General features: G+C 69.7%; 22 protein-coding genes. 8 read left to right on the top strand and 14 right to left on the bottom strand.

What is annotated here, in order from left to right:
* Position 1 precedes the first annotated feature (1 nt).
* A complete protein-coding gene (locus G6N64_RS00760; RefSeq protein WP_246230877.1) occupies positions 2-736 on the top strand; it encodes an Rv1363c family protein in 735 nt (244 codons plus the stop codon).
* A complete protein-coding gene (locus G6N64_RS00755) occupies positions 736-1,263 on the top strand; it encodes a mammalian cell entry protein (RefSeq protein WP_163795174.1) in 528 nt (175 codons plus the stop codon). Before G6N64_RS00760 ends, G6N64_RS00755 begins: the two co-directional genes overlap by 1 nt.
* Here the strand turns inward: G6N64_RS00755 and G6N64_RS00750 are convergent.
* The 4 genes from G6N64_RS00750 to G6N64_RS00740 all read right to left on the bottom strand — a co-directional run bounded on the left by G6N64_RS00750 (position 1,260) and on the right by G6N64_RS00740 (position 3,824).
* On the bottom strand, positions 1,260-2,693 hold the full coding sequence (locus tag G6N64_RS00750) for an alpha,alpha-trehalose-phosphate synthase (UDP-forming) (RefSeq protein WP_246230876.1): 1,434 nt from the start codon (positions 2,691-2,693) through the stop codon (positions 1,260-1,262). The two genes, G6N64_RS00755 and G6N64_RS00750, sit on opposite strands and share 4 nt — an antisense overlap.
* The gene (locus G6N64_RS29855) at positions 2,693-2,857 is read right to left on the bottom strand and encodes a hypothetical protein (protein ID WP_174266732.1); all 165 of its coding nucleotides are present in this window, start codon (positions 2,855-2,857) and stop codon (positions 2,693-2,695) included. The genes G6N64_RS00750 and G6N64_RS29855 overlap by 1 nt, the downstream gene beginning before the upstream one ends.
* A 78-nt stretch (positions 2,858-2,935) precedes the next feature.
* Positions 2,936-3,328, bottom strand: a complete 393-nt coding sequence (locus tag G6N64_RS00745) for an intersectin-EH binding protein Ibp1 (RefSeq protein ID WP_163801343.1) — start codon at positions 3,326-3,328, stop codon at positions 2,936-2,938.
* Between the two features lie 130 nt (positions 3,329-3,458).
* Entirely contained in the window at positions 3,459-3,824 is a 366-nt protein-coding gene (locus G6N64_RS00740; protein WP_163795172.1) for an intersectin-EH binding protein Ibp1, read from the bottom strand.
* 276 nt (positions 3,825-4,100) lie between these two features.
* Between G6N64_RS00740 and G6N64_RS00735 the strand changes: the two genes are divergently transcribed.
* Positions 4,101-4,934: an SDR family oxidoreductase gene (locus G6N64_RS00735; RefSeq protein WP_163795171.1), complete on the top strand. Its 834-nt coding sequence runs from the start codon at positions 4,101-4,103 to the stop codon at positions 4,932-4,934.
* Positions 4,935-4,952: 18 nt separating this feature from the next.
* On the opposite strand, the gene G6N64_RS00730 is transcribed toward G6N64_RS00735, so the two are convergent.
* From G6N64_RS00730 to G6N64_RS00710, 5 genes are all read right to left on the bottom strand, one after another.
* Positions 4,953-5,426, bottom strand: a complete 474-nt coding sequence (locus G6N64_RS00730; RefSeq protein ID WP_163795170.1) for a (2Fe-2S)-binding protein — start codon at positions 5,424-5,426, stop codon at positions 4,953-4,955.
* A complete protein-coding gene (locus G6N64_RS00725) occupies positions 5,413-6,294 on the bottom strand; it encodes an FAD binding domain-containing protein (RefSeq protein ID WP_163795169.1) in 882 nt (293 codons plus the stop codon). The genes G6N64_RS00730 and G6N64_RS00725 overlap by 14 nt, the downstream gene beginning before the upstream one ends.
* The gene (locus G6N64_RS00720) at positions 6,291-6,983 is read right to left on the bottom strand and encodes an SRPBCC family protein (protein WP_163795168.1); all 693 of its coding nucleotides are present in this window, start codon (positions 6,981-6,983) and stop codon (positions 6,291-6,293) included. The genes G6N64_RS00725 and G6N64_RS00720 overlap by 4 nt, the downstream gene beginning before the upstream one ends.
* On the bottom strand, positions 6,967-9,315 hold the full coding sequence (locus G6N64_RS00715; protein ID WP_163801342.1) for a xanthine dehydrogenase family protein molybdopterin-binding subunit: 2,349 nt from the start codon (positions 9,313-9,315) through the stop codon (positions 6,967-6,969). The genes G6N64_RS00720 and G6N64_RS00715 overlap by 17 nt, the downstream gene beginning before the upstream one ends.
* A gap of 202 nt (positions 9,316-9,517) precedes the next feature.
* Positions 9,518-10,663 carry an XdhC family protein gene (locus G6N64_RS00710; RefSeq protein WP_163795167.1) on the bottom strand — a complete coding sequence of 382 codons (1,146 nt, stop codon included), beginning with the start codon at positions 10,661-10,663 and terminating at the stop codon, positions 9,518-9,520.
* Positions 10,664-10,806: 143 nt separating this feature from the next.
* On the opposite strand from G6N64_RS00710, the gene G6N64_RS00705 reads away from it, so the two are divergent.
* Positions 10,807-11,814 (top strand): VWA domain-containing protein, encoded by a 1,008-nt coding sequence (locus G6N64_RS00705; RefSeq protein WP_163795166.1) that lies wholly within the window; start codon positions 10,807-10,809, stop codon positions 11,812-11,814.
* A gap of 68 nt (positions 11,815-11,882) precedes the next feature.
* Entirely contained in the window at positions 11,883-12,146 is a 264-nt protein-coding gene (locus G6N64_RS00700; protein WP_163795165.1) for a hypothetical protein, read from the top strand.
* A 125-nt stretch (positions 12,147-12,271) separates the two neighbouring features.
* Here the strand turns inward: G6N64_RS00700 and G6N64_RS00695 are convergent, their stop codons facing one another.
* Together G6N64_RS00695 and G6N64_RS00690 are read right to left on the bottom strand one after the other, a co-directional pair.
* Positions 12,272-12,748, bottom strand: coding sequence for a hypothetical protein (locus G6N64_RS00695; protein WP_163795164.1), 477 nt, complete (start codon positions 12,746-12,748; stop codon positions 12,272-12,274).
* A gap of 4 nt (positions 12,749-12,752) precedes the next feature.
* Positions 12,753-14,204, bottom strand: a complete 1,452-nt coding sequence (locus tag G6N64_RS00690) for a glycoside hydrolase family 183 protein (RefSeq protein ID WP_343044047.1) — start codon at positions 14,202-14,204, stop codon at positions 12,753-12,755.
* 16 nt (positions 14,205-14,220) lie between these two features.
* On the opposite strand from G6N64_RS00690, the gene G6N64_RS30590 reads away from it, so the two are divergent.
* Together G6N64_RS30590 and G6N64_RS00685 are read left to right on the top strand one after the other, a co-directional pair.
* The gene (locus G6N64_RS30590) at positions 14,221-14,829 is read left to right on the top strand and encodes a hypothetical protein (RefSeq protein ID WP_308206633.1); all 609 of its coding nucleotides are present in this window, start codon (positions 14,221-14,223) and stop codon (positions 14,827-14,829) included.
* A 192-nt stretch (positions 14,830-15,021) separates the two neighbouring features.
* Complete coding sequence (locus G6N64_RS00685) at positions 15,022-15,381, top strand: hypothetical protein (protein ID WP_163795162.1); 360 nt, start codon at positions 15,022-15,024, stop codon at positions 15,379-15,381.
* 92 nt (positions 15,382-15,473) lie between these two features.
* Here the strand turns inward: G6N64_RS00685 and G6N64_RS00680 are convergent, their stop codons facing one another.
* Genes G6N64_RS00680 through G6N64_RS00670 form a run of 3 tightly spaced genes read right to left on the bottom strand, consistent with a single transcriptional unit; the run spans position 15,474 to position 18,378 of the window.
* On the bottom strand, positions 15,474-16,724 hold the full coding sequence (locus G6N64_RS00680; protein WP_246230875.1) for a sulfotransferase family protein: 1,251 nt from the start codon (positions 16,722-16,724) through the stop codon (positions 15,474-15,476).
* Complete coding sequence (locus G6N64_RS00675; protein WP_163795161.1) at positions 16,721-17,791, bottom strand: DUF1214 domain-containing protein; 1,071 nt, start codon at positions 17,789-17,791, stop codon at positions 16,721-16,723. The genes G6N64_RS00680 and G6N64_RS00675 overlap by 4 nt, the downstream gene beginning before the upstream one ends.
* Positions 17,788-18,378 carry a TetR/AcrR family transcriptional regulator gene (locus G6N64_RS00670; RefSeq protein ID WP_163795160.1) on the bottom strand — a complete coding sequence of 197 codons (591 nt, stop codon included), beginning with the start codon at positions 18,376-18,378 and terminating at the stop codon, positions 17,788-17,790. The genes G6N64_RS00675 and G6N64_RS00670 overlap by 4 nt, the downstream gene beginning before the upstream one ends.
* Positions 18,379-18,506: 128 nt before the next feature.
* Here G6N64_RS00670 and G6N64_RS00665 point away from each other — a divergent pair, with 128 nt between their 5' ends.
* The gene (locus tag G6N64_RS00665) at positions 18,507-18,977 is read left to right on the top strand and encodes a VOC family protein (protein ID WP_163795159.1); all 471 of its coding nucleotides are present in this window, start codon (positions 18,507-18,509) and stop codon (positions 18,975-18,977) included.

The raw sequence follows: 18,977 nt of genomic DNA, 5'->3' as shown, positions 1-18,977 counted from the left end.
CGTGGCTACGGACGACTCGACGACGGAGACGACCGGGCCCACCGAGGCGAGCGCAGCGACGGGCAACGCCTCGACGAAGACAGCCCGCCGGCGGGCGTCGCGGCCCACCGGCCCGGCCGCGGGCACCGTGGCACAGGCACCGACGGCAGTGCGGGTCCAGGCTCCCGAGCCGGCGCGGGTGCGCGTGTCGAAACCCGTCGTCGCGCCGCCGCGCAGGGCCGCGCATCGTGGCCTGGTGGCGGCGATCGGACTGGGCGTGCTGGCCCTGTTGGTGGCCGCGACGGGCGCGCTGGTGGGCGTGTTCGGCGTGCAGGAGCACCGGGCGGATGCCGCGGCGGCGCGTAACCAGCAGTTCGTCGACACCGCCACCAACACCGTGGTGAACATGTTCAGCTACGACCAGAACACCATCGACGACAGCGTGAACCGCTTCGTCAACGGAACGAGCGGCCCGCTCCGGGACATGTTGAGCCAGAACAACAACGTGGACAACCTGAAGGCGATGTTCCGGGACACCCAGGCCAGTTCGGAGACGGTGGTGACCGGCGCGGCACTCGAGAGGGTCGACGAGATCGCCAAGAACGCCTCGGTGATCGTGTCGGCCAGGACGACGGTGACGGACCTCGACGGCGTGAACAAGCCGTCGCAGCCCTACCGCTATCGGATCATCGTGCACGAGGACGACAACGGACACATGACCGGATACGACCTCAAGTACCCCGACGGGGGCAACTGATGGGCACCTGGACCACCCGGCTCCTGGTGGCGGCCGGCGTGCTGCTCGCGGTCGCCTTCGTGGTGCTCGGCGGGGCGGGCGGTTACCTGCTGTGGAACCGCGACCAGGCGAACGCCGAGGAACAGACCCGCGTGGCGCTGGGTCCGTGCACCGGTGACCTCGCACCACCGGATTGCGGGCTCGCCGCACAGCAGATCCCGAAGGTGTTCGCGTACGACTTCCAGACCGTGGAACGCAGCCTCACCGACGCCTACCAGTTCCTCACCCCGGGGTATCGCAGGGAGTTCGAGGAGCGCGCCACCCAGGACATCATCCCGCAGGCGCGCGAGCGTCAAGTGATCTCGCAGGCGAACGTCGTCGGCTCGGGTGTGCTTGACGCCCAGCGTGATTCGGCAAGCGTCATGGTCTTCATGAACCGCACCGTCACGGACAAGTCGAAGACGCCGGTCTACGACGGCAGCCGCCTACGGGTCGACTACGTCAAGGTCGACGGGCAGTGGAAGATCAACTTCATCACCCCGATCTAACGGACTCCGGTCGAGGCGAGCGCGTCGAGGAACGAGCGCGCCCAGCGGTCGACGTCGTGGGCGAGCACCTGCCTGCGCATCGCCCGCATGCGGCGTCGGCCCTCCTCGGGAGTCTGCACGAGTGCCGCCTCGATCGCGTCCTTGACACCGTCGAGGTGGTGCGGGTTGGTCAGGTACGCCTGCCGCAGTTCAGCTGCCGCGCCGGTGAATTCGCTGAGCACCAGCGCGCCACCGAGATCACTGCGGCACGCGACGTACTCCTTGGCCACGAGGTTCATCCCGTCGCGCAGGGGCGTCACGAGCATGACGTCGGCGGCGACGAAGAAGGACACCAGTTCGTCGCGGGGGATGGGCTTGTGGAGGTAGTGCACGACGGGATGTCCCACCCGGCCGTACTCGCCGTTGATGTGGCCGACCTGGCGCTCGATGTCCTCGCGCATGACCTTGTAGCTCTCCACGCGTTCACGACTGGGCGTGGCCAGCTGGATCAGCACGGTGTCGTCGCGGTCGGCCCTGCCGTCGGCGAGGAGTTCGGAGAACGCCTCGAGGCGGACGTCGATCCCCTTGGTGTAGTCCAGCCGGTCGACGCCCAGCAGGATCTTGCGCGGGTTGCCCAGTTCTGCGCGCAGTTCGCGGGCGCGCTGCCGGACGCGGCGATCGCGTGCCTTTCCGTCGAGTTCGGCGGAGTCGATCGAGATGGGGAACGCGCCGACCTTGACGGTCCGCGATCCCACCTGGACCTCGCCGAGCCGCGACCTGACCCCGACCGTCCCGCGGGAGGTGTTGGCGCCGACGAGGCGCCGCGCGAGGTAGAGGAAGTTCTGCGCGCCACCGGGAAGGTGGAAGCCGACCAGGTCGGCCCCGAGCAGTCCCTCGATGATCTCGGTCCGCCACGGCATCTGCATGAACAGCTCGATGGGCGGAAACGGGATGTGCAGGAAGAAGCCGATCGTCAGGTCGGGGCGCAGCTCGCGCAGCATCTTCGGTACGAGCTGTAGCTGGTAGTCCTGCACCCACACCGTCGCGCCGTCCGCGGCGGTGGCGGCGGTGGCCTCGGCGAACCGCCGGTTGACGTCGACGTAGCTGTCCCACCACTTGCGGTGATAGATCGGCTTGACGATGACGTCGTGGTACAGCGGCCACAGGGTGGCGTTGGAGAAGCCCTCGTAGTAGTCGGCGAAGTCGTCGTCGGACAGGCTGACGGGTTGCATCGTCAGGTCGTCCTCGACGATGGGCTCGGCGCCGCTGTCGGAGATGCCGGGCCACCCGATCCACGCGCCGCTACGGCGGCGCAGCAGGGGCTCCAGCGCCGTTACCAGGCCACCGGGGCTGCGCTTGTACGAGGTGGTGCCGTCGGGGTGCCGCTCCATGTCGACGGGCAGCCGGTTGGCCACCACCACGAAGTCTGCTGAACCGGTCCCGTCGGGCACTACGCGTCGATCTTCGCCGGCCCGATACCCAGCATGGACAGGAAGACGCGGCACTCGTCGGCGTCCGTGGCGTAGGCCGCCACGACGCGACGGGCCTGGCGTGCGGTGCTGTCGGCCAAGGGTTCGACGTCTTCGATCTCGGTGGGGTCGGGGTTCGTAGGCATGCCACAACTCTAGGCGACTCTGCAAAAGCAGAGGTGAGCGCCTGCTTCGGGAGCAGAGTCGCCCAGAGCGGACGGTTGCTAGGAGACGCCGTAGACGGTCGGGCTGCTCTCGACCGAGGACGTGGGCGGCACGTACTGCGGCGCGTCCTCGGCGAGGCCGATGCACTGGCCGCTGTTGCCACCGGTGCAGGGGATCCCGTCGATGGCCGGGACGTCCGGGTTGCCCGGGATGGAACTGAAGGGCGAGGCGCCCGAGTTCGGGACGGTGTGCGGGACGCAGGCGCCCGTGAACTGGTCCGCCTCCTCCCCGCCGGGGCAGTCGGCCAGCGGTGCCGACGGGTTGACCGGCACGGCGAACGCCGTGAGCGCCGGGGCCGCGGCGACGGCGAGTGCGAACCCGCCCGCAATGACCAGTCGTCGGGGGGAGAAACCGCCGCGCCCGCGGGTGGCACGCAATTCCATAGTCGCCATCGTCACGCTTCCTGTCGTTATTGACCGTGTCGTCGCGAGGATTCTATGGAAGCTCCGACGAATCTGCACAGATTCCACGAGTTCCCTGGCAGTGGCCTCGCGAGCAGGTGGCCGTGACGGGCGTTCGCGACTAGGGGCTCGAGCTGACCGACGAGCGTGGCACGGCGATCGGACCCTCGGACTGCTGCTCCTCGGAGAGGCCGATGCACTGGCCGGAATTGGCGCCGCTGCAGGGGATGCCGCTGACCGAGGGCAGACCGCCGGGCGAAGTCGACTGCACCTCGGGGGAATTGGGCACCAGGTCCGGCGTGCACGTCGTGGTGAAGGTGTCCTCGGTCTCCCCGTTGGGACACGCGGCGACCGACGGTGCGGGTGCCGGCGCGGCGAGGGCCGCGATGGCGGGCGCGGCGGCGACGGCGACGGCGAATCCGCCCACGGCGAGAAGGCGTCGGGCCGAGGTGAGTCCGCTCGGAGCGGGGGAGTCGAACGTCGCCATGGCGCGATGCCTTCCGTCGTCGTACGGCGACGCCGAAGACGGGCCGCCCGTGGCCGAAACGATACGCCGACGGCGGTCGACCCGCCGCCCGTTCTGGAGGAAAAGTGGTGCGTACGTGCCATTTCTGTGGAGGCGCTGACCGGCGCCTGTGCCATCGCTGACGACGCCTCGTGAGAAACGACGCTGTGCGAACTCCGCCGTGTGGTTCGATACGAGAACGTGTTCCAGTTTTGGGTCTGGCGCGTGACTCACTCGGGCGGAATGAAGGGTGCGACCATGCAACTCTCGTTGGAGGACCGGACGATTCTGGTCACCGGTGGCGGTAGCGGGATCGGCAAGGGCGTGGCGGAAGCGGTGGTCGCGGCGGGCGGTCACGCGATGCTGGTCGGGCGCAACGCCGACCGGCTCGCCGCCGCCGCCGAGGAGATCGGCGCTGGCACGGGCGAGGGCCGCGTCCGGTACGAGCCGGCCGACGTCACCGACGAGGACGAGGTGGCCCGCGTCGTCGACGCCACCACCGCGTGGCACGGCCGCCTCAACGGCGTGGTGCACTGCGCCGGCGGGTCGTTGACCATCGGACCGATCACCCAGGTCGACTCCGAGGGCTGGCGCCAGACCGTCGACCTCAACGTGAACGGCACGATGTACGTGCTCAAGCACTCCGCGCGGGAGATGGTGCGCGGCGGCGGTGGATCGTTCGTCGGGATCTCGTCGATAGCCTCGAGCAACACCCACCGGTGGTTCGCGTCGTACGGCCCCAGCAAGGCGGCTCTCGACCACCTGATGATGCTGGCCGCCGACGAACTCGGCGCGTCCTGGGTGCGGGTCAACGGCATCCGGCCCGGCCTGATCCGGACGGACATGGTCGCGCCCATCCTCGACTCGCCGGAGATCAGCGCCGACTACGCGAGTTGCACGCCGCTGCCGCGGCCGGGTGAGGTGACCGACGTCGCCAACGCGGCGCTGTTCCTGCTGAGCGATGCGGCGCAGTGGATCACCGGGCAGATCATCAACGTCGACGGCGGGCACGGGCTCCGGCGCGGCCCCGACATGTCGTCGATGCTGGCGCCGGTGTTCGGCGCGGACGCGCTCCGCGGAGTCGTGTCTTAGGCGCGGTCCGCCGTCGGGTCAGGCCTGGGACCGAGCCACCTGGTGCACCGCGTTGACGATGCCCTGGTAGCCCGTGCACCGGCAGAAGTTGCCCGAGAGGCCCTCGCGGATCTCGTCGTCGGTCGGCTGCGGATTGTCCCGCAGCAGCGCCGTGATGGAGGTGACGAAGCCAGGGGTGCAGAAGCCGCACTGCAGCCCGTGACAGGCCCGCAGGGCCGACTGCACCGGCGACAGCTCGCCGTCCGGCGATGCGATCCCCTCGACGGTCGTGACCTCCTGGCCGTCCACCTGGACGGCGAAGATCAGGCAGGACCGGACGGCCTGCCCGTCGAGCAGGACGGTGCAGGCGCCGCACGCGCCGTGCTCGCAACCGAGGTGCGTGCCGGTGAGGCCGCACTTCTCGCGCAGGAAGTCCGCGAGCGTCAGGCGCGGTTCGACGACGCCGCCGTGCGGGGTGCCGTTGACGGAGAGGTGGACGTCAGTCTCGTGCATCGAGTGCCTCCGTGATCGCATCGGTCCAGGCGCGGGACACCATCGCCGCGCCCACCCGGGTGCGGTAGGACGCGGAGCCCTGCAGGTCGTGGGGGACGTCGGCGAGCCCCGACATCGCGAGCGAGCCGATCTCGTCGGCCGACAGGTCGGCGACGGGGCGTCCGGTGGCCGCCTCCTCGGCAGCGGTGCCGCGCTCGGGTGTCGACCCCAGACCGAGCAGGCCGATGCCGCAGCGCGCGACGCGGTCCTCGTCGTCGAGTTCGACAGCGACGGTCGCACCGGCTATCGCGAAGTCACCGTGCCGGCGGGCGAATTCGTGCACGGCGAACCCCGTGCAGCCCGACCACACCGGGAACCGCACCGCGGCGAGGATCTCGTCGGGGGCCATCGAGTTCTCCCACAGTCCGGTGAAGAACTCCGCCGCCGGGATCTGCCGGTCGCCGCGGGCCGACGACGCCTCGATCGTCGCGTCGAGCGCCAGGGCGATCGCGGCGTACTCCGCGGCCGGGTCGGCGTGCGCTACGGCGCCACCGAGCGTTCCGCGGGTGCGGATCTGAAAGTGGCCGATGTGCGGGGTCGCGAGCGTCAGGAGCGGAACCGACTCGGCCACCTCGTCGTCGAGACCCACGAGTGCGTGCGGGGTGGCCGCGCCGATCACGACCTCGCCGTCGACGAGGTCGATGCCGCACAGGTCGTCGAGCCGTGAGATGTCGACGAGGTTCTCGAAGTGGGTGAGCCGCATCGCCAACATCGGCACCAGACTCTGGCCGCCTGCGAGGACCTTGGCGTCGTCGCCGTACTCGGCGAGCAGCTCGACCGCCTCCTTCACGGTGTCCGGCCGGTGGTACGCGAACGGGGCGGCCTTCACGAGAGCAGCCGGGACAGCGCGGCGAGCAGTTCGTCGGCCTTGATCGCGGCCGGGTGTGCGGCCCTGCTGCGGCGGCGGCCGAACAGGAAGCCCAGCGCGGCGCCGGCGGCCAGGCCCGCGACGACGGGTGCAGCCCGCTTGGCCAGCGGTGCGGCGACGACGGCAAGCAGGTTGACCGAGTCGGCGGCGGTGGGTTGCGCTGCGGCGACGGCGGATTCGGTGGTCGGTGCGGCGGTGGTGGGCGCGCCGCCCAGCAGTTCGGCCTCCAGGCTGCGGGCGAACTGCGCGATCAGGTTGCTCGACACGTCGGCCAGGACGCCGCGGCCGAACTGGGCGGCCTTGCCGGAGATCGCGAGGTCGGTGGTGATCTCGACGGAGGTGCTGGCGCCCTCGTCGGTGAGCTGGGCGGTGATGGTCGCGGCGGCGGTGCCGTTGCCGCGGGTCTCCTTGCCCTCGGCCCGCAGCACGATGCGCAGGCCGGACTCGTCCTTCTCCTTGTACGACGCAACGCCCTTGTACGACACCGTGATCGGGCCGACCTTGACCTTGACCGCACCGGTGAACTCGTCGCCGTCGACCGTCAGCAGGGTCGCGCCCGGCAGGCACGGCGCGACGCGTTCGACGTCGGTGAAGACCTCCCACGTCTTCGCGGCGGGCACGGCGACCCGGAAGTCATTCTTGAGTTCCACTGTCGGTGGTCCTTTCCATACGGGGTTTGATTCCCCGGTCGCTGCGCTCTTGCCCTCCGGAACCGCGCTCGATCAGATCCACGATGTGGGCCGGGGTCGCGGGCAGTTGGGTGACCGTCACGCCGAGCGGCGCGAGCGCGTCGTTGATGGCGTTGATGACCGCCGGCGTCGAGCCGATCGCACCGCCCTCGCCGCAACCCTTGTAGCCGCCCACGCCGGGGCCGGGGATCTCGACGTGGCCGTACTCGATCGTGGGCACCTCGGTGGCGGTGGGCAGCAGGTAGTCGACGAACGTCGACGACAGCGGGTTCCCGTCGGTGTCGTAGGAGAGCTGTTCGAGAAGCGCGCCGCCGATGCCCTGGACGGTGCCGCCCGCGATCTGCCCCTCGACGACGTTGGGGTTGATCATCGGGCCGACGTCCTCGCTGACGATGTAGCGCGTCAACGTGACGTGCCCGGTGTCGACGTCGACCTCGCACGTGCACGCATGGGTGGCGTTGGCCCAGTGGATCGGCGCGGTCGAGACGAAGCGTGCGGTGGCCTCGAGTTGCGACGCGAGGCCGGGCGGGAACTGCGTCGGCTCGTAGTGCGTGCGAAAGGCGAGGTCGCCGAACGTCATCGACTTGTCCGGATCGGTACGGGACGTGATGGTGGAGTTCGACAGTTCGAGGTCGGAGCCCTCCACGCCGAGCGCGTGGGCCGCGAGCGCGATGATCTGCCCGCGCAACGTGGTGCCCGCCTCGTTGACCGCGCCCGCCGTCATCGGTCCGCTGCGGCTGCCCTGCGTGCCTGCGCCGTACGGGGTGACGGCGGTGTCGCCCTGGATGGTGTGGACGTCGTCGACGTTGGCACCGAGCACGTCGGCGGTGAGCTGGACGACGGTGGTCTCGAGGCTGTTGCCGGTGGAGCCGCCGTTGACGTAGACGTTGACCGTGCCGCTCGGTTCGATGCGGATGGTGCAGCCCTCGTGACCCAGGTAGCCCTGCGCCGCGGCGGTCGGCTCGATGTAGGCCGAGTACCCCAGGCCGAGGTAGCGGCCCTGCTCGAGCGCCTCGGCCTGCGACTTCCGGAACCCCTCGTGGTCGAGGATCTTGACGGCCTGCTCGAAGGTGTCGGCGGGGGCGACGTGGTCGTAGGGCATGCCGTTGGGGTTGAAGTACGGCATCTCGTCCCCGCGCAGCACGTTGATGCGGCGCAGTTCGGCCGGGTCCATGCCCATCTTGCGTGCGCCGATGTCGAGCAGCATCTCCCGCGCCAGCGTCTCGTACTGCCACGGACCGCGATAGGCATGCAGCCCAGCGGTGTTCGAGAAGATGGTCTTGTAGTTGAAGCTCGCCTTCGGCACCCGGTACGGCCCGGGGAAGAACATCCCGATGGCCGCGGTGGTGAGCACCGGGTAGGGCGTCGGGTACGCGCCGACGTCCTGGAGGAAGTCGATGTCGACCGCCAGGATCCTGCCGTCGGCGTCGAATGCCATCCGAACGGTGCCGTCGACGTGACGTGACTGGCCCGCCGACATCAGGTTCTCGCGCCGGTCCTCGATCCACTTCAGCGCGGCGGGCACCTTGCGGGCAGCGAGCATGATGCACATGTCCTCGCGCATCGGGACGACCTTCTGCCCGAAGCCTCCGCCGGTGTCGCGCATGATGACCCGCACCCGCTGGGCCGGCAGACCCAGCAGGCGTGCGCAGAACGCGCGCAGTTCGTGCGGCGTCTGCGTGGACGCCCACACCGTCAGTTCGGCCGAGGCCGCCGACCACTCGACGACCATGCCCCTGGTCTCGATCGGCACCGGCACGTACATCTGCTGATACACGTTCTCCGACACCACCGTTGCGGCGGAGGCGAACACCTCCTCGTCGGGCGGCATCCCGCCGAGGCCGCCGGCGACGTTGTCCGGGTATTCGTCGTGGACGACGACGCCGGAGTCGGCCGATCTGCGGAAGTCGGCCAGGGCGGGGTGGGGTTCGTAGTCGACGTCGACGAGGTCGACGGCGTCCTCTGCGAGGTAGCGGTTCTCGGCAACGACGAGCGCCACCGGGTCGCCCACGAACTTCACGACGCCTTCGGCCAGTGGCGGTCGGGGAGTGTCTGCGACGTCCTTGCCCGCGACGGCGTGCCAGGCCTCGACGACGTCGCCGTTGAGGTCGGCGGCGGTGAACACGGCGCGCACCCCGGGGAGCGCGAGTGCCGCGGAGGCGTCGATGCCCTTGATGGTGGCGTGGGCGAAGGGGCTCCGGACGAAGCAGGCGTGCAGCATGCCGGGTCGTTGGACGTCGTCGACGAACGTGCCTTCGCCGGTGAGCAGTCGGTTGTCCTCGACGCGCGGCATCCGGGTGCCCGCATACCGGGCCGTGACGGCGCCGGACGTGTCAGCGGTTACCGGCGATTCGGTCGCCGGGGTCGCGGTGGAGGTCACGGCGTCAGCCCCTTGTGCTTTTACGTGTACGTGGTGCCCATCACATCGTGGTGCACGTGCCGTTATCGTACAAGAGAAGCGGAATATCAAAAAGTGAGAGTGGCGTTTCCGCTGCTTAGACGGTCGACTTGGCGGTGTCGTCGGCGCCGTCGTGGTGGATGCGGCCGCCGATGTCGGCCAGCGGACGGCCGCTGCCGCCCCAGCGGCGCGCCACGATCTCGCCGATGATCGACACCGCCGTCTCCTCGGGCGTGCGCGCGCCGAGGTCGAGCCCGATGGGACTGGACAGCCGGTCGAGTTCGGCGTCGGACAGGCCGACCTCGTGGAGACGCAGCAGCCGGTCCTCGTGGGTGGGCCGCGACCCCATGGCGCCGACGTAGCCGACGTCCAGCCGCAGAGCCACCTCGAGGACGGGCACGTCGAACTTCGGGTCGTGCGTGAGCACGCAGATCGCCGTGCGGCCGTCGAGTTCACCGCGGTCGGCCTGACCGCGCAGATACCGGTGCGGCCAGTCGACGACGACCTCGTCGGCGGCGGGGAACCGGGCCGCGGTCGCGAAGACCGGCCGGGCGTCGCAGACGGTGACCCGGTAGCCGAGCAGCGCGGCCTGCCGCGTCAGCGAGGCCGCGAAGTCGATGGCGCCGAACACGATCATGCGCGGACGCGGAGCGTGGCCGGCGACGAAGACCTCCATGCCCTCGCCCTGGCGCTCGCCGTCGGGCCCGTACGTCAGCACGTCGGTCCGGCCGGCGCCCAGCAGGCCCCTGGCGTCGTCGGCGACGGCGGCGTCGGCGCGTGCCGAGCCGAGCGTGCCTGCCACGGTGGCCGTGCCGACGACGAGCCTGCGGCCGACCCACGCGGAATCGGGGTGGGCGATCACGGTCGCGACGGCCACGGGCCGGTGCGCATCGATGTCGGCCGCGACGTCCTCCAGTTCGGGGAACGTCGCGCGCGACACCGGCTCGGCGAAGACGTCGATGATGCCGCCACACGTGAGCCCGACGGCGAAGGCGTCGTCGTCGGTGATGCCGTAGCGCTGCAGTTCCGGGCGGCCGGTCGCCACCACCTCGGCGGAGAGTTCGTAGACGGCCGCCTCGACGCAGCCGCCCGACACCGAACCCGCGACGGTGCCGTCCGGGGCCACCACCATTGCCGCTCCGGGTGCCCGGGGCGCGGACTTGATCGTGCGAACGACGGTGGCCAGGCCCGCCGTGCCCCCGGCCCGCCAGACCGCGAGCAGCTCATCCATCACGTCGCGCACAGCAGGAGTCTAGGTCTGCCGAGACGCCGCCGCCCGAGGGAACCTGAGCACCCGCCCAGCGCCGGGCGCAGGTCACGCATCCCGCCGACTCGCCACGGCTTTGTACTCTCGGTCTAGATCCGATCATCCGAAGGGAAGCATCCGTGAACCTGCCCGTCCTGGGGGAGCTGCCGCTGTCGGGCTTCGCGCACATGGGAGCGTTCCTGTTCCTCCTGGTGATCGCAGGCCTGGCGGTCCTGTACTTCTCGATCCAGCGCAGCAGGGCCCGGCGTCTCGCCCGGTTCGCGAGCAGGGACATGATCGTCAGCGTCTCGCCCACCCCGCAGAGCAGGTGGCGGCACGTCCCGGCCCTGCTGGTGGCGCTGTCGCTGGTGTTCTTCACCGTCGCGATGGCGGGCCCGTCGCTCGACCGCAAGATCCCCCGCAACCGCGCCGTCGTCATGCTGGTGATGGACGTCTCGACGTCGATGAACGCCACCGACGTCCCGCCCAGCCGGCTCAAGGCGTCTCAGGAGGCGGCCAAGAAGTTCGCCGACGAGCTGACCCCCGGGGTGAACCTCGGCCTGATCACGTTCGCGGCCAATCCGACGATGCTCAGTTCGCCGACGACCAATCACGACGCCACGAAGGTCGCCATCGACAAGATGCAGGTGGCCGAACGCACCGCGACGGGTGAGGCCATCCTCGCGGCCCTGCAGGCCGTCTCCACGGTCGGCGCGGTGATCGGCGGTGGCGACGAGCCCCCGCCCGCCCGCATCGTCCTGTTCTCCGACGGCAAGGAGACCACCCCGTCCAACCCCAACAATCCGCGCGGCGCCTTCACGGCCGCCCGGGCCGCCAAGGACAAGGGCATCCCGATCTCCACCATCGCCTTCGGGACGCCGGACGGGAAGGTGGAGGTCGACGGGTCGCAGGTCGACGTGCCCGTCGACGACACCACCATGAAGGAGGTCGCCCGGCTGTCGGGCGGCACCGCCTACCGGGCCGAGGACCTCGACGAACTCAACCAGGTCTTCCGCAACCTGCAGGACCAGATCGGCTACGAGACGGTGCGTGGCGACGCCAGCGCGGGGTGGCTGCGCCTCGGTGCGCTCGCGCTGGCGGTGGCGGCTATCGCGGCGCTCGTCATCAACCGTCGGCTGCCGCTGTAGGCGACCCGTTTCGGGCCGCTCGGCGTGGGGTATCACGTGTGCGCCCCAACCGGCGGAAGGACGACACCGTGGTATCTCACACCCCAGTCAGCACCGAGGTTCCCGCATCGGAAGCGGTGGCCTCGACCGGCCTGCTGTTGATGTTCGCCGCGGTGATCGGCGTGGTCATGGGCGTCTCCCTGCTCGGCATGGGCTCGGCGGCCGGCGCCACCGCCGTGATCGTGGCCGCGATGCTCAGCTTCGCCGCCAGCATCGTCTGCTTCGCCGTCGACGCCCGTCGCGTCGAGGCCGCCGAGGCGGGACTCCCGTTCCCCAGCATGCTGCGCCGCTGACCTTCACTTGGTCCGCTCGGTCTTGCGCCGAACAGGAGAGTCACGTCGTGATGTTCTCCGATCCGCGACGTGACTCTCCGGTTCGACACACCTCGGCTCATGCGCGCTGGCACGGCTCGGCAGGGTCAGTCACCCACCCGCTGCCACAGGCAGTCTCCGCTCATGTCGATGTCGAGTAGCCGCGGGATCACCTCGAGATCGAGACGCTGACCCTTGCCGCCCTCGTCGATCCGAGGTGGACCGTCGACCTCGCCGTAGGTGACGGACACCTGCTCCGCCCGGCAGCGGTCGTCGTCGGTCAGTGGGGTCGCCGTCCAGTGGCCGGGTTCGAGCGCGGGGTTCTGCACCGCGCCGCCGCGCAGCGTCATCGGCTTCTCCGAACTCACCCAGCGACCGCTGAACGGGTATGGGTCGGACACCGTCTGCCACCGACCGTCGACACACAGCAGTGGCGCCGCGGCGCCTGCGAGTAGCGTCATCGCGCCGGACACCTGGGCAGCGCAGGCCGTATCCGGTTGCGGCGCAGCGGGTTGGGCACCGGCGATCGGGACAGTCATGAGCGCCGACGTCATGGCGAGTGTGACGAGAGTCGACCAGCGCACGGGGCTACACCTTCGTCAGATCGGTTCTCATGAGCATGACGTTGTACTCCGACCACAGGGACAGGTTCCAGTAGAGGTCGGTACCCGTTCCCATCGTGGACGGCGACCACGGGTGCATCATCGGTGCGTAGATGCCTCCGGGCTGTTGCGCGAGGAGGACCGTCGGTTCCGTCCAAGGGCCTTCCGGAGTGTCCGACGTGCGCAACACGATGCTGTTGGACTGGTCGCCGTGCATCGCGACGTACTTCTGCAGTGTCTTGTTGTACTGCACGGACATCTCGCTCACCTGGCCGCCGGGTTTCGTCAGCCCGCACGTGCCGCGCTCGGCCCCGCCGAACACGGGGGTCGCCTTCGCGGGTTGGTTCCGATACCAACCAGCGGGGGTTGCTCCCCAGCCGAACCAACCCCCCGGATCGCCCTTGCTGTAGTAGTCGTACTTGGACACGTCGAGGATGTCCTTCTCGGCGACGCGAGAGAGGTACGCCGCGCCCTGACGACCGTTGGGCGTGCCATAGGAGTACACGTAGCCGTCCCCGGGACGGACCAGGGCTGCCTGCTGAAAGTTGGCGTTACCGCTGAGCGGATCGTTCATGCGTACGGATTGCGGTGCGATGTACCAGTTCTCGCCATTGTCGGTCGAGTAGGCCATCGCCGAGTAGTTCGTCGACCACTGGCCCGCGGCGCCCCACTGCTTGACCGACATGAAGCTGAGGTACTGCGTGGCGCCGAACTGCGTGCCGGGTGTGGGGACCGAGATGCCCGCGGTGGGGATCAGCGTCACGCCGGGCGGGAGTCCCGAGGGGAGGCGCTCCGGCAGGATGATCTGCCGGGCATAGTTCTCCTCCCACAGCGGAGATCCACCGAACATGTTCCCGTTCAGCCACTGCCCGTCCGGCACGCTCAGCCCGTCCGCCAGGGTGAGGTCCGAACTCCGGAACAGCGTGTTCAACCGCCAGGTGCCCGTCATGTTGGGCCCGCCGAAGGTGTCTCCGAACGCGATCAGGACCTGGTGCTCGTTGATAGGTGTGTCCGGATCGTCGGCGATCCCGTTGTCCCACATCGTGCCCACGTCGGTGCCCCAGATGCCGTAGCGCGCGTAGGTGTCGTTCGGCTGGAAGTTGCCGGTCACCCAGTCCACGAAGCTGGTCGAGGGACTCAGTTGCGCACCGGGCGTGGGAAACCGGGGGCGGGCGGGTACGGCGTCGGCTACCGCGCGCGCCGCAACCGGTGTCTCGGAGTCCAGACTGGTGGCGACGACGGCTGCTGCATCGGTGCGCGACGACGCGTCGGTCATGCTCGACACGAAGCCGTCGATCTCACGGCGCGCGAACGCCAGCAGGGTCCACGCCATCGGCGATTCGGGGGGCGCGATCGGTGCGACGCCGACGGCGGGACCCGCAATCCAGTTCGCGACGCCCGCCACGACGCCCATGACCACATCGGCTGCCTTCGCCACGGATTCGGGGGCAGTCGTGAGCGCGGACTGGGCGACGGGTGCCGCGCGCCGGGTGCTGGCCGCGGGTTCGACCTCGGGAGTGTCGGCCTCGACGGTCGACCGTGAAGCCGTCGTCGGTCCCGCGACATCGGCCGCCGACCCGGCAGCACCGCCGGACGTCGTCGTCGTCGGACTAATGCCGCGATCACTCGACGACCTCGCGGGTCTGGACCTGATGCTCGGCTTCCCAGAGGAGGTGGCGTCCGAGGCGGGCCCGGATCTCGGTTGTGAGCTGCCGGTCGGGGTGTCCGACGTGGCGCTTCCCGAGACACCGGTGTTCGTCCGGGCGCTCACGGTTCCGGTAGTCACCGGCTTGGGTGTCCGGTCCGTGCGGGCGGCGCCGGCAGTGGACGTCTGCGGGGAGGTCGACTTCGGACCCGCGGGACTCGGGGCGCCGTGGGTCGCGCCGGGTGCGCCGGTCGCCGAGGCGCCGGGTGCGCTGACCGATGCATCGGATCCGCTCCCGTCGTCGGCGCGAGCGACCCCATGTCCTGTTACGAGCGCGGTACCCACGCCCAGCGCGATTGCCAGCCCGCCGACACGGCCCACATGCGTTGCAGCACCCATTCCACTTCCCCGTTCGTGACGTTCCGGGGCGCCGTCGAACCTCACGGTCACCATCTGCAACGCCAGTAAACCCTGAACTGTCGCTCGCGTCATTATTCGTCGCGGGGTGGCGAGGCGTTACTCCGCGGGCGGCGGAGCGCATCGGGTGTCGACCCCGGCGGACCGCGGTGCCGCCGATATGGTCGGTGTTCGTTCGTCGAGGAGGTGTGTCATGTCCGAGGCCGGTATCTGGGTGACCTGGGGTCTTCCCACGCGTGGACGCGAGCGGCAGGCCCTGGCGCTTCTAAAGGAGTCCTTGACCGGATACCTGGACACCCTCCGCGACGCGGGCCGGATCGAACGCTTCGACACCGCCATCCTGCGACCGCAGAGCGCCGAACTCGGCGGCTTCATCCTGATCCAGGGCACCTCCGACCAGATCGACGCCTTGCGTACCGATGAGGGTTTCAAGGTATGGGCGACGCAGATCCAACTGGTCGCCGACCGCGTCGGCATGGTCGACGCCTGGGTGGGGGACGGGCTGGGGGAGGCCTTCGCCATGTACGACCAGGCGCTGCGCCGGCTGGACTGAGTCAGCCACTCAGGTTCTGCACCGAACTGGAGAGTCATGTCGTGATCCGCGCCCGATTCGCGACGTGACTCTCCAGGTCGGCGCAGAACGGCTCACGCGCCGACGAAGCGGTCCCGATAGCGGTGGAACCGGGCGGCGACGTCCGCGGGGTCGAGTCCGAGGTCGTCGAGCCGGTAGTCGACGCCGCCGTGCCGGCCGCGGGGGTGCTCCGCACGGAAGGCCGACATCGCGCGGCGCGCACGATCGTCGTAGGGCTGGTCGGCGAGTTCGTAGATCGACGCGACCGTCCCCTCCTCGTCGGCCATGAAGCGGTCGAACTCCACGTCGATGGACTGTCCCGGCGGCAGGACGTCGCGGTCGCGTAGGCAGCCATTCAGCAGATCGTCGGCGCGGTCGAGCCAGTAGCGCGAGACGGCCACGGGATCTGGCGCGTCGCAAGCCATTCGGGAGGCATAGCAGATCATCGTCGCCATCGACCGCGTCACCTCGACGGGATCGCGGTGGGTCACGACGAACGTGGCGTCGGGGAACGTCGCGCGCAGTGCCGGGAACTGCTCGAGGTGCTGCGGTGACTTCAGCACCCACCGCCGCCCGCCGCGCAGCCACTGCAACGCCTGCAGCGTGCGCTTCAGGTAGGCGTAGGACGCGGACTGGTCGTGTGAGCGGTAGTGCGCCGCGAAGTCCGGCACCTGGTAGGTCGTCTCGAATAGCATCCCCGACACGTCGTTGGCCAGGAGCTGGATCTCCTCGTGGGCGTGGTCGACCGTCATCTCGTGCATCCGCTTGAACTCCGGCATCGACGCGTCGATCAGGTCGAGGCCAGCCTGGCAGCGGTCGCGGCGACTCTGGTCGTCGACGTCACCTGGTGCGGGGAACGGTTCGAGGCTCTCCCAGTAGGGCAGGTGGCGCAGCGCCGGATCGGCGGCGATCAGGTTGTGCAGGTGGGTCGTTCCGGTGCGGGGCAGCCCGCAAATGACGATGGGCCGCTCGATCACGACGTCGGTGATCTCGGGGTGTGCCGCGACGAGCGCCTCCAGACGCAACCGGTTGACCAGGTTGCCGACCAGCTGCTCGAAGACCATCGCCACGCCCACGTCGGAGAGGCCGGCCTGGGCGACCAGCGACGTGCACAGGACGTCGAGCCGCTCGCGGAAGGACGGGTCACCCCAATCCCGTAGTCCCGAGCGGTCACTCGCCGCAGCCATCAGGACGTCCGGCGCCAGCGACAGCGTCGCTCCGTAGGCCGCCAGGCCCTCGCGCATCGGGCGCGCCGCCTCGGGGTAGCGCGGTGTCGCCAGATCGGTGAGCCGGATGACGTCGGGTCGCCGCTGCTGCGTCGTCACGACGAGAGTTCCGCCACGTCGACCACGCGACACGTGGGCCGGTCGGGTGTCACGTCGGGCAGGAACCAGCGCAGCCAGATGAGGCCTCGCGGCCGGCCGGCCGTCGACACCCAGTTCGGCTGTCCGGGGTCCCGGTCGCTGATCACGATGCGCCAGGATCCGTCGGCCTCGTAGGAGACCTCGGCGCCGTTGATGGTGGTGCGCTCCGAGGTGAAGTCGAAGGTGTGCAGGAACGGGTTCCACAGGCACAGGTTCCAGAACGCGCAGTCCGGTGAGGTGCCCTCGACGACGAGCGCCTGCCCGGGACCGAGGTCGAAGGCGCCCATGGCGTACGCGGCGTCGCCCGCGGCCCAGCCGTAGGTCTGACTCGGTACCGGATAGGGGTCGTGGATCGAGTTGGGCGGCTCGAGGCGGGTCGGCAGGAACGAGAGTTGTTCCGCCAGCCATGTTCTCGCTGCCGTGAAGCGCCGGGTCAGGTCGGCGCGGTCGTCGTGGCGGCGCAGCGCAGGGTCGACTGCCTCGATGACCCATGTGGGTCTGCGGTCGGTGGCGCGGTGGTTGACGTAGTCGCGTGTCAGCGCGAACACCGCGTCGGGCTCGAGTACCAGGCCGGGCCCGTCCAGCGGCGCTGGGCCGAGGGTGAACTCGAAGTTCCCGTCGTCGTCGACGTCCAGGGCGCGGTCGTTCAGGGTGCCGACGATGCGGTCGGAGTAGCGACCGTCGTCGGGGCCGCCGTAGACGGTCATCGACAGGTACACCGCGTCGCCGCGATTGCCGCGGACGCGGTAGGTCCGGCTCGGGTCGATCGGGGCGAGTTGGTAGTAGGCGTCGGAGTTGTCGCCGCCCCACTTGAGGAACGGTGCGATGACGTCGACCAGGCGTGGACGTTCCTTCTCGTTCCACACGTAGGCGTCGACGGCCACGCGCAGCAGGCTGAATGCGAGGCGGTAGCCGTCGAGGACGTCGGCCTCGTCCAGGGGTGGATCGGCGGCCAGCATCTTGGTCTCGACCGCGCGGACCTCGTCGAGCAGGCCCGAGAACGCCTGCGAGAGTGGGTCGTCGGTCATGGCTGCTCCTCGGGTCGGATGGCTGCGCCCTTCGTGGCGAGGGCGCAGAGTCGTTCGGCGACGTCGGTGACGTCGTCGCGGCGTTGGACCTGGACGGCGTAGAGGGCGGTGCCGACGAGGACGTCCCAGAGCATGTCGACGTCGACGTGGGGTGCCACGACGCCCTGGTCGATGCCCGACTCGACGATGACGCCGAACCTCCGCCGGGTGTCCTCGTCGAGGAGTTGTTGGGTGCGGATGGAGAGTGCCGGGTCGCGGTGGCGGTCGGCGAGGATGCCCATCGTCGCGCCGGCGACGACGGGGTCGCGCCAGAACTCGCAGACTCCGCGCACGAAGTGCCCAAGGTCGGTCGCGAAGTCGCCGGTGCCGGTGAGGATGTCGCCGCCCTCCGCCGCGCCGAAGACGGCGTCGAACACGACGTGCGCCTTGGACGGCCAGCGACGGTAGACGGTGGGCCTGCTGACGTCTGCCTCGCGGGCGATGGCGTCGATCGAGATCTGGTCGTATCCAGCCGTCGCCAGTAGCGCTCTGGTCGCGGCGAGGATCGACCGCTGCGTGCTGGGATCGCGGGGCCTACCGAGCGTCACGGGTTTATCGTTACACTCTGTAACGTAAAGCGCAGGGGTTCGGCGAACGTCGACCTTTCCTCGCCCATCCGATCCACGGGCGACGGAAAGTCGACGTTCGATGTCTCGGGCGTGGCACCGTGGAGGACATGACCTCCGCCGCAGCGCCGCTCGCGATCGCCGACCTCTACCACGTCGGCCTCGTCGTCCCCGACGTCGGCGAGGCGACGGGACGTCTGACGGCGGTCTCCGGTTACACGTGGACGAAGCCCGTCGAGGCCGAGCTGACCGTGACGACCCGCGACGGCGACGTCGTGATGCCGTTCCGCTTCGTCTACTCGATCGAGGCGCCGCACCTCGAGGTGATCCAGGAGGTGCCGGGCACGATCTGGACCGCGAACCCCGATCGGTCGGCTCACCACCTCGGCTACTGGACCGACGATCTGGGCGCGAGCTGCCGGGCGCTCGAAGGCAACGGCTACCGACTCGAGGCACGTCCCGCGGGCGCCGAACTCACCTCGTTCGCGTACCTGATCGACGAGGCCGGCGTTCGCATCGAACTCGTCGACCGGGCCCTGTTCCCCGACTGGCCGGGGTTCCTGGCGATGATGGCCGCGTAG

The organism is Mycolicibacterium sediminis (assembly GCF_010731735.1).
Lineage (GTDB): Bacteria > Actinomycetota > Actinomycetes > Mycobacteriales > Mycobacteriaceae > Mycobacterium > Mycobacterium sediminis.
This window is presented reverse-complemented; position numbering and strand designations above follow the sequence as displayed.

Excerpts from the sequence above, each read along its gene's own strand:
- G6N64_RS00755 (WP_163795174.1), top strand. The coding sequence starts at position 736 with ATGGGCACCTGGACCACCCGGCTCCTGGTGGCGGCCGGCGTGCTGCTC.
- G6N64_RS29855 (WP_174266732.1), bottom strand. The coding sequence starts at position 2,857 with ATGCCTACGAACCCCGACCCCACCGAGATCGAAGACGTCGAACCCTTG.
- G6N64_RS00745 (WP_163801343.1), bottom strand. The coding sequence starts at position 3,328 with ATGGCGACTATGGAATTGCGTGCCACCCGCGGGCGCGGCGGTTTCTCC.
- G6N64_RS00740 (WP_163795172.1), bottom strand. The coding sequence starts at position 3,824 with ATGGCGACGTTCGACTCCCCCGCTCCGAGCGGACTCACCTCGGCCCGA.
- G6N64_RS00735 (WP_163795171.1), top strand. The coding sequence starts at position 4,101 with ATGCAACTCTCGTTGGAGGACCGGACGATTCTGGTCACCGGTGGCGGT.
- G6N64_RS00730 (WP_163795170.1), bottom strand. The coding sequence starts at position 5,426 with ATGCACGAGACTGACGTCCACCTCTCCGTCAACGGCACCCCGCACGGC.
- G6N64_RS00715 (WP_163801342.1), bottom strand. The coding sequence starts at position 9,315 with ATGCCGCGCGTCGAGGACAACCGACTGCTCACCGGCGAAGGCACGTTC.
- G6N64_RS00685 (WP_163795162.1), top strand. The coding sequence starts at position 15,022 with ATGTCCGAGGCCGGTATCTGGGTGACCTGGGGTCTTCCCACGCGTGGA.
- G6N64_RS00675 (WP_163795161.1), bottom strand. The coding sequence starts at position 17,791 with ATGACCGACGACCCACTCTCGCAGGCGTTCTCGGGCCTGCTCGACGAG.
- G6N64_RS00665 (WP_163795159.1), top strand. The coding sequence starts at position 18,507 with ATGACCTCCGCCGCAGCGCCGCTCGCGATCGCCGACCTCTACCACGTC.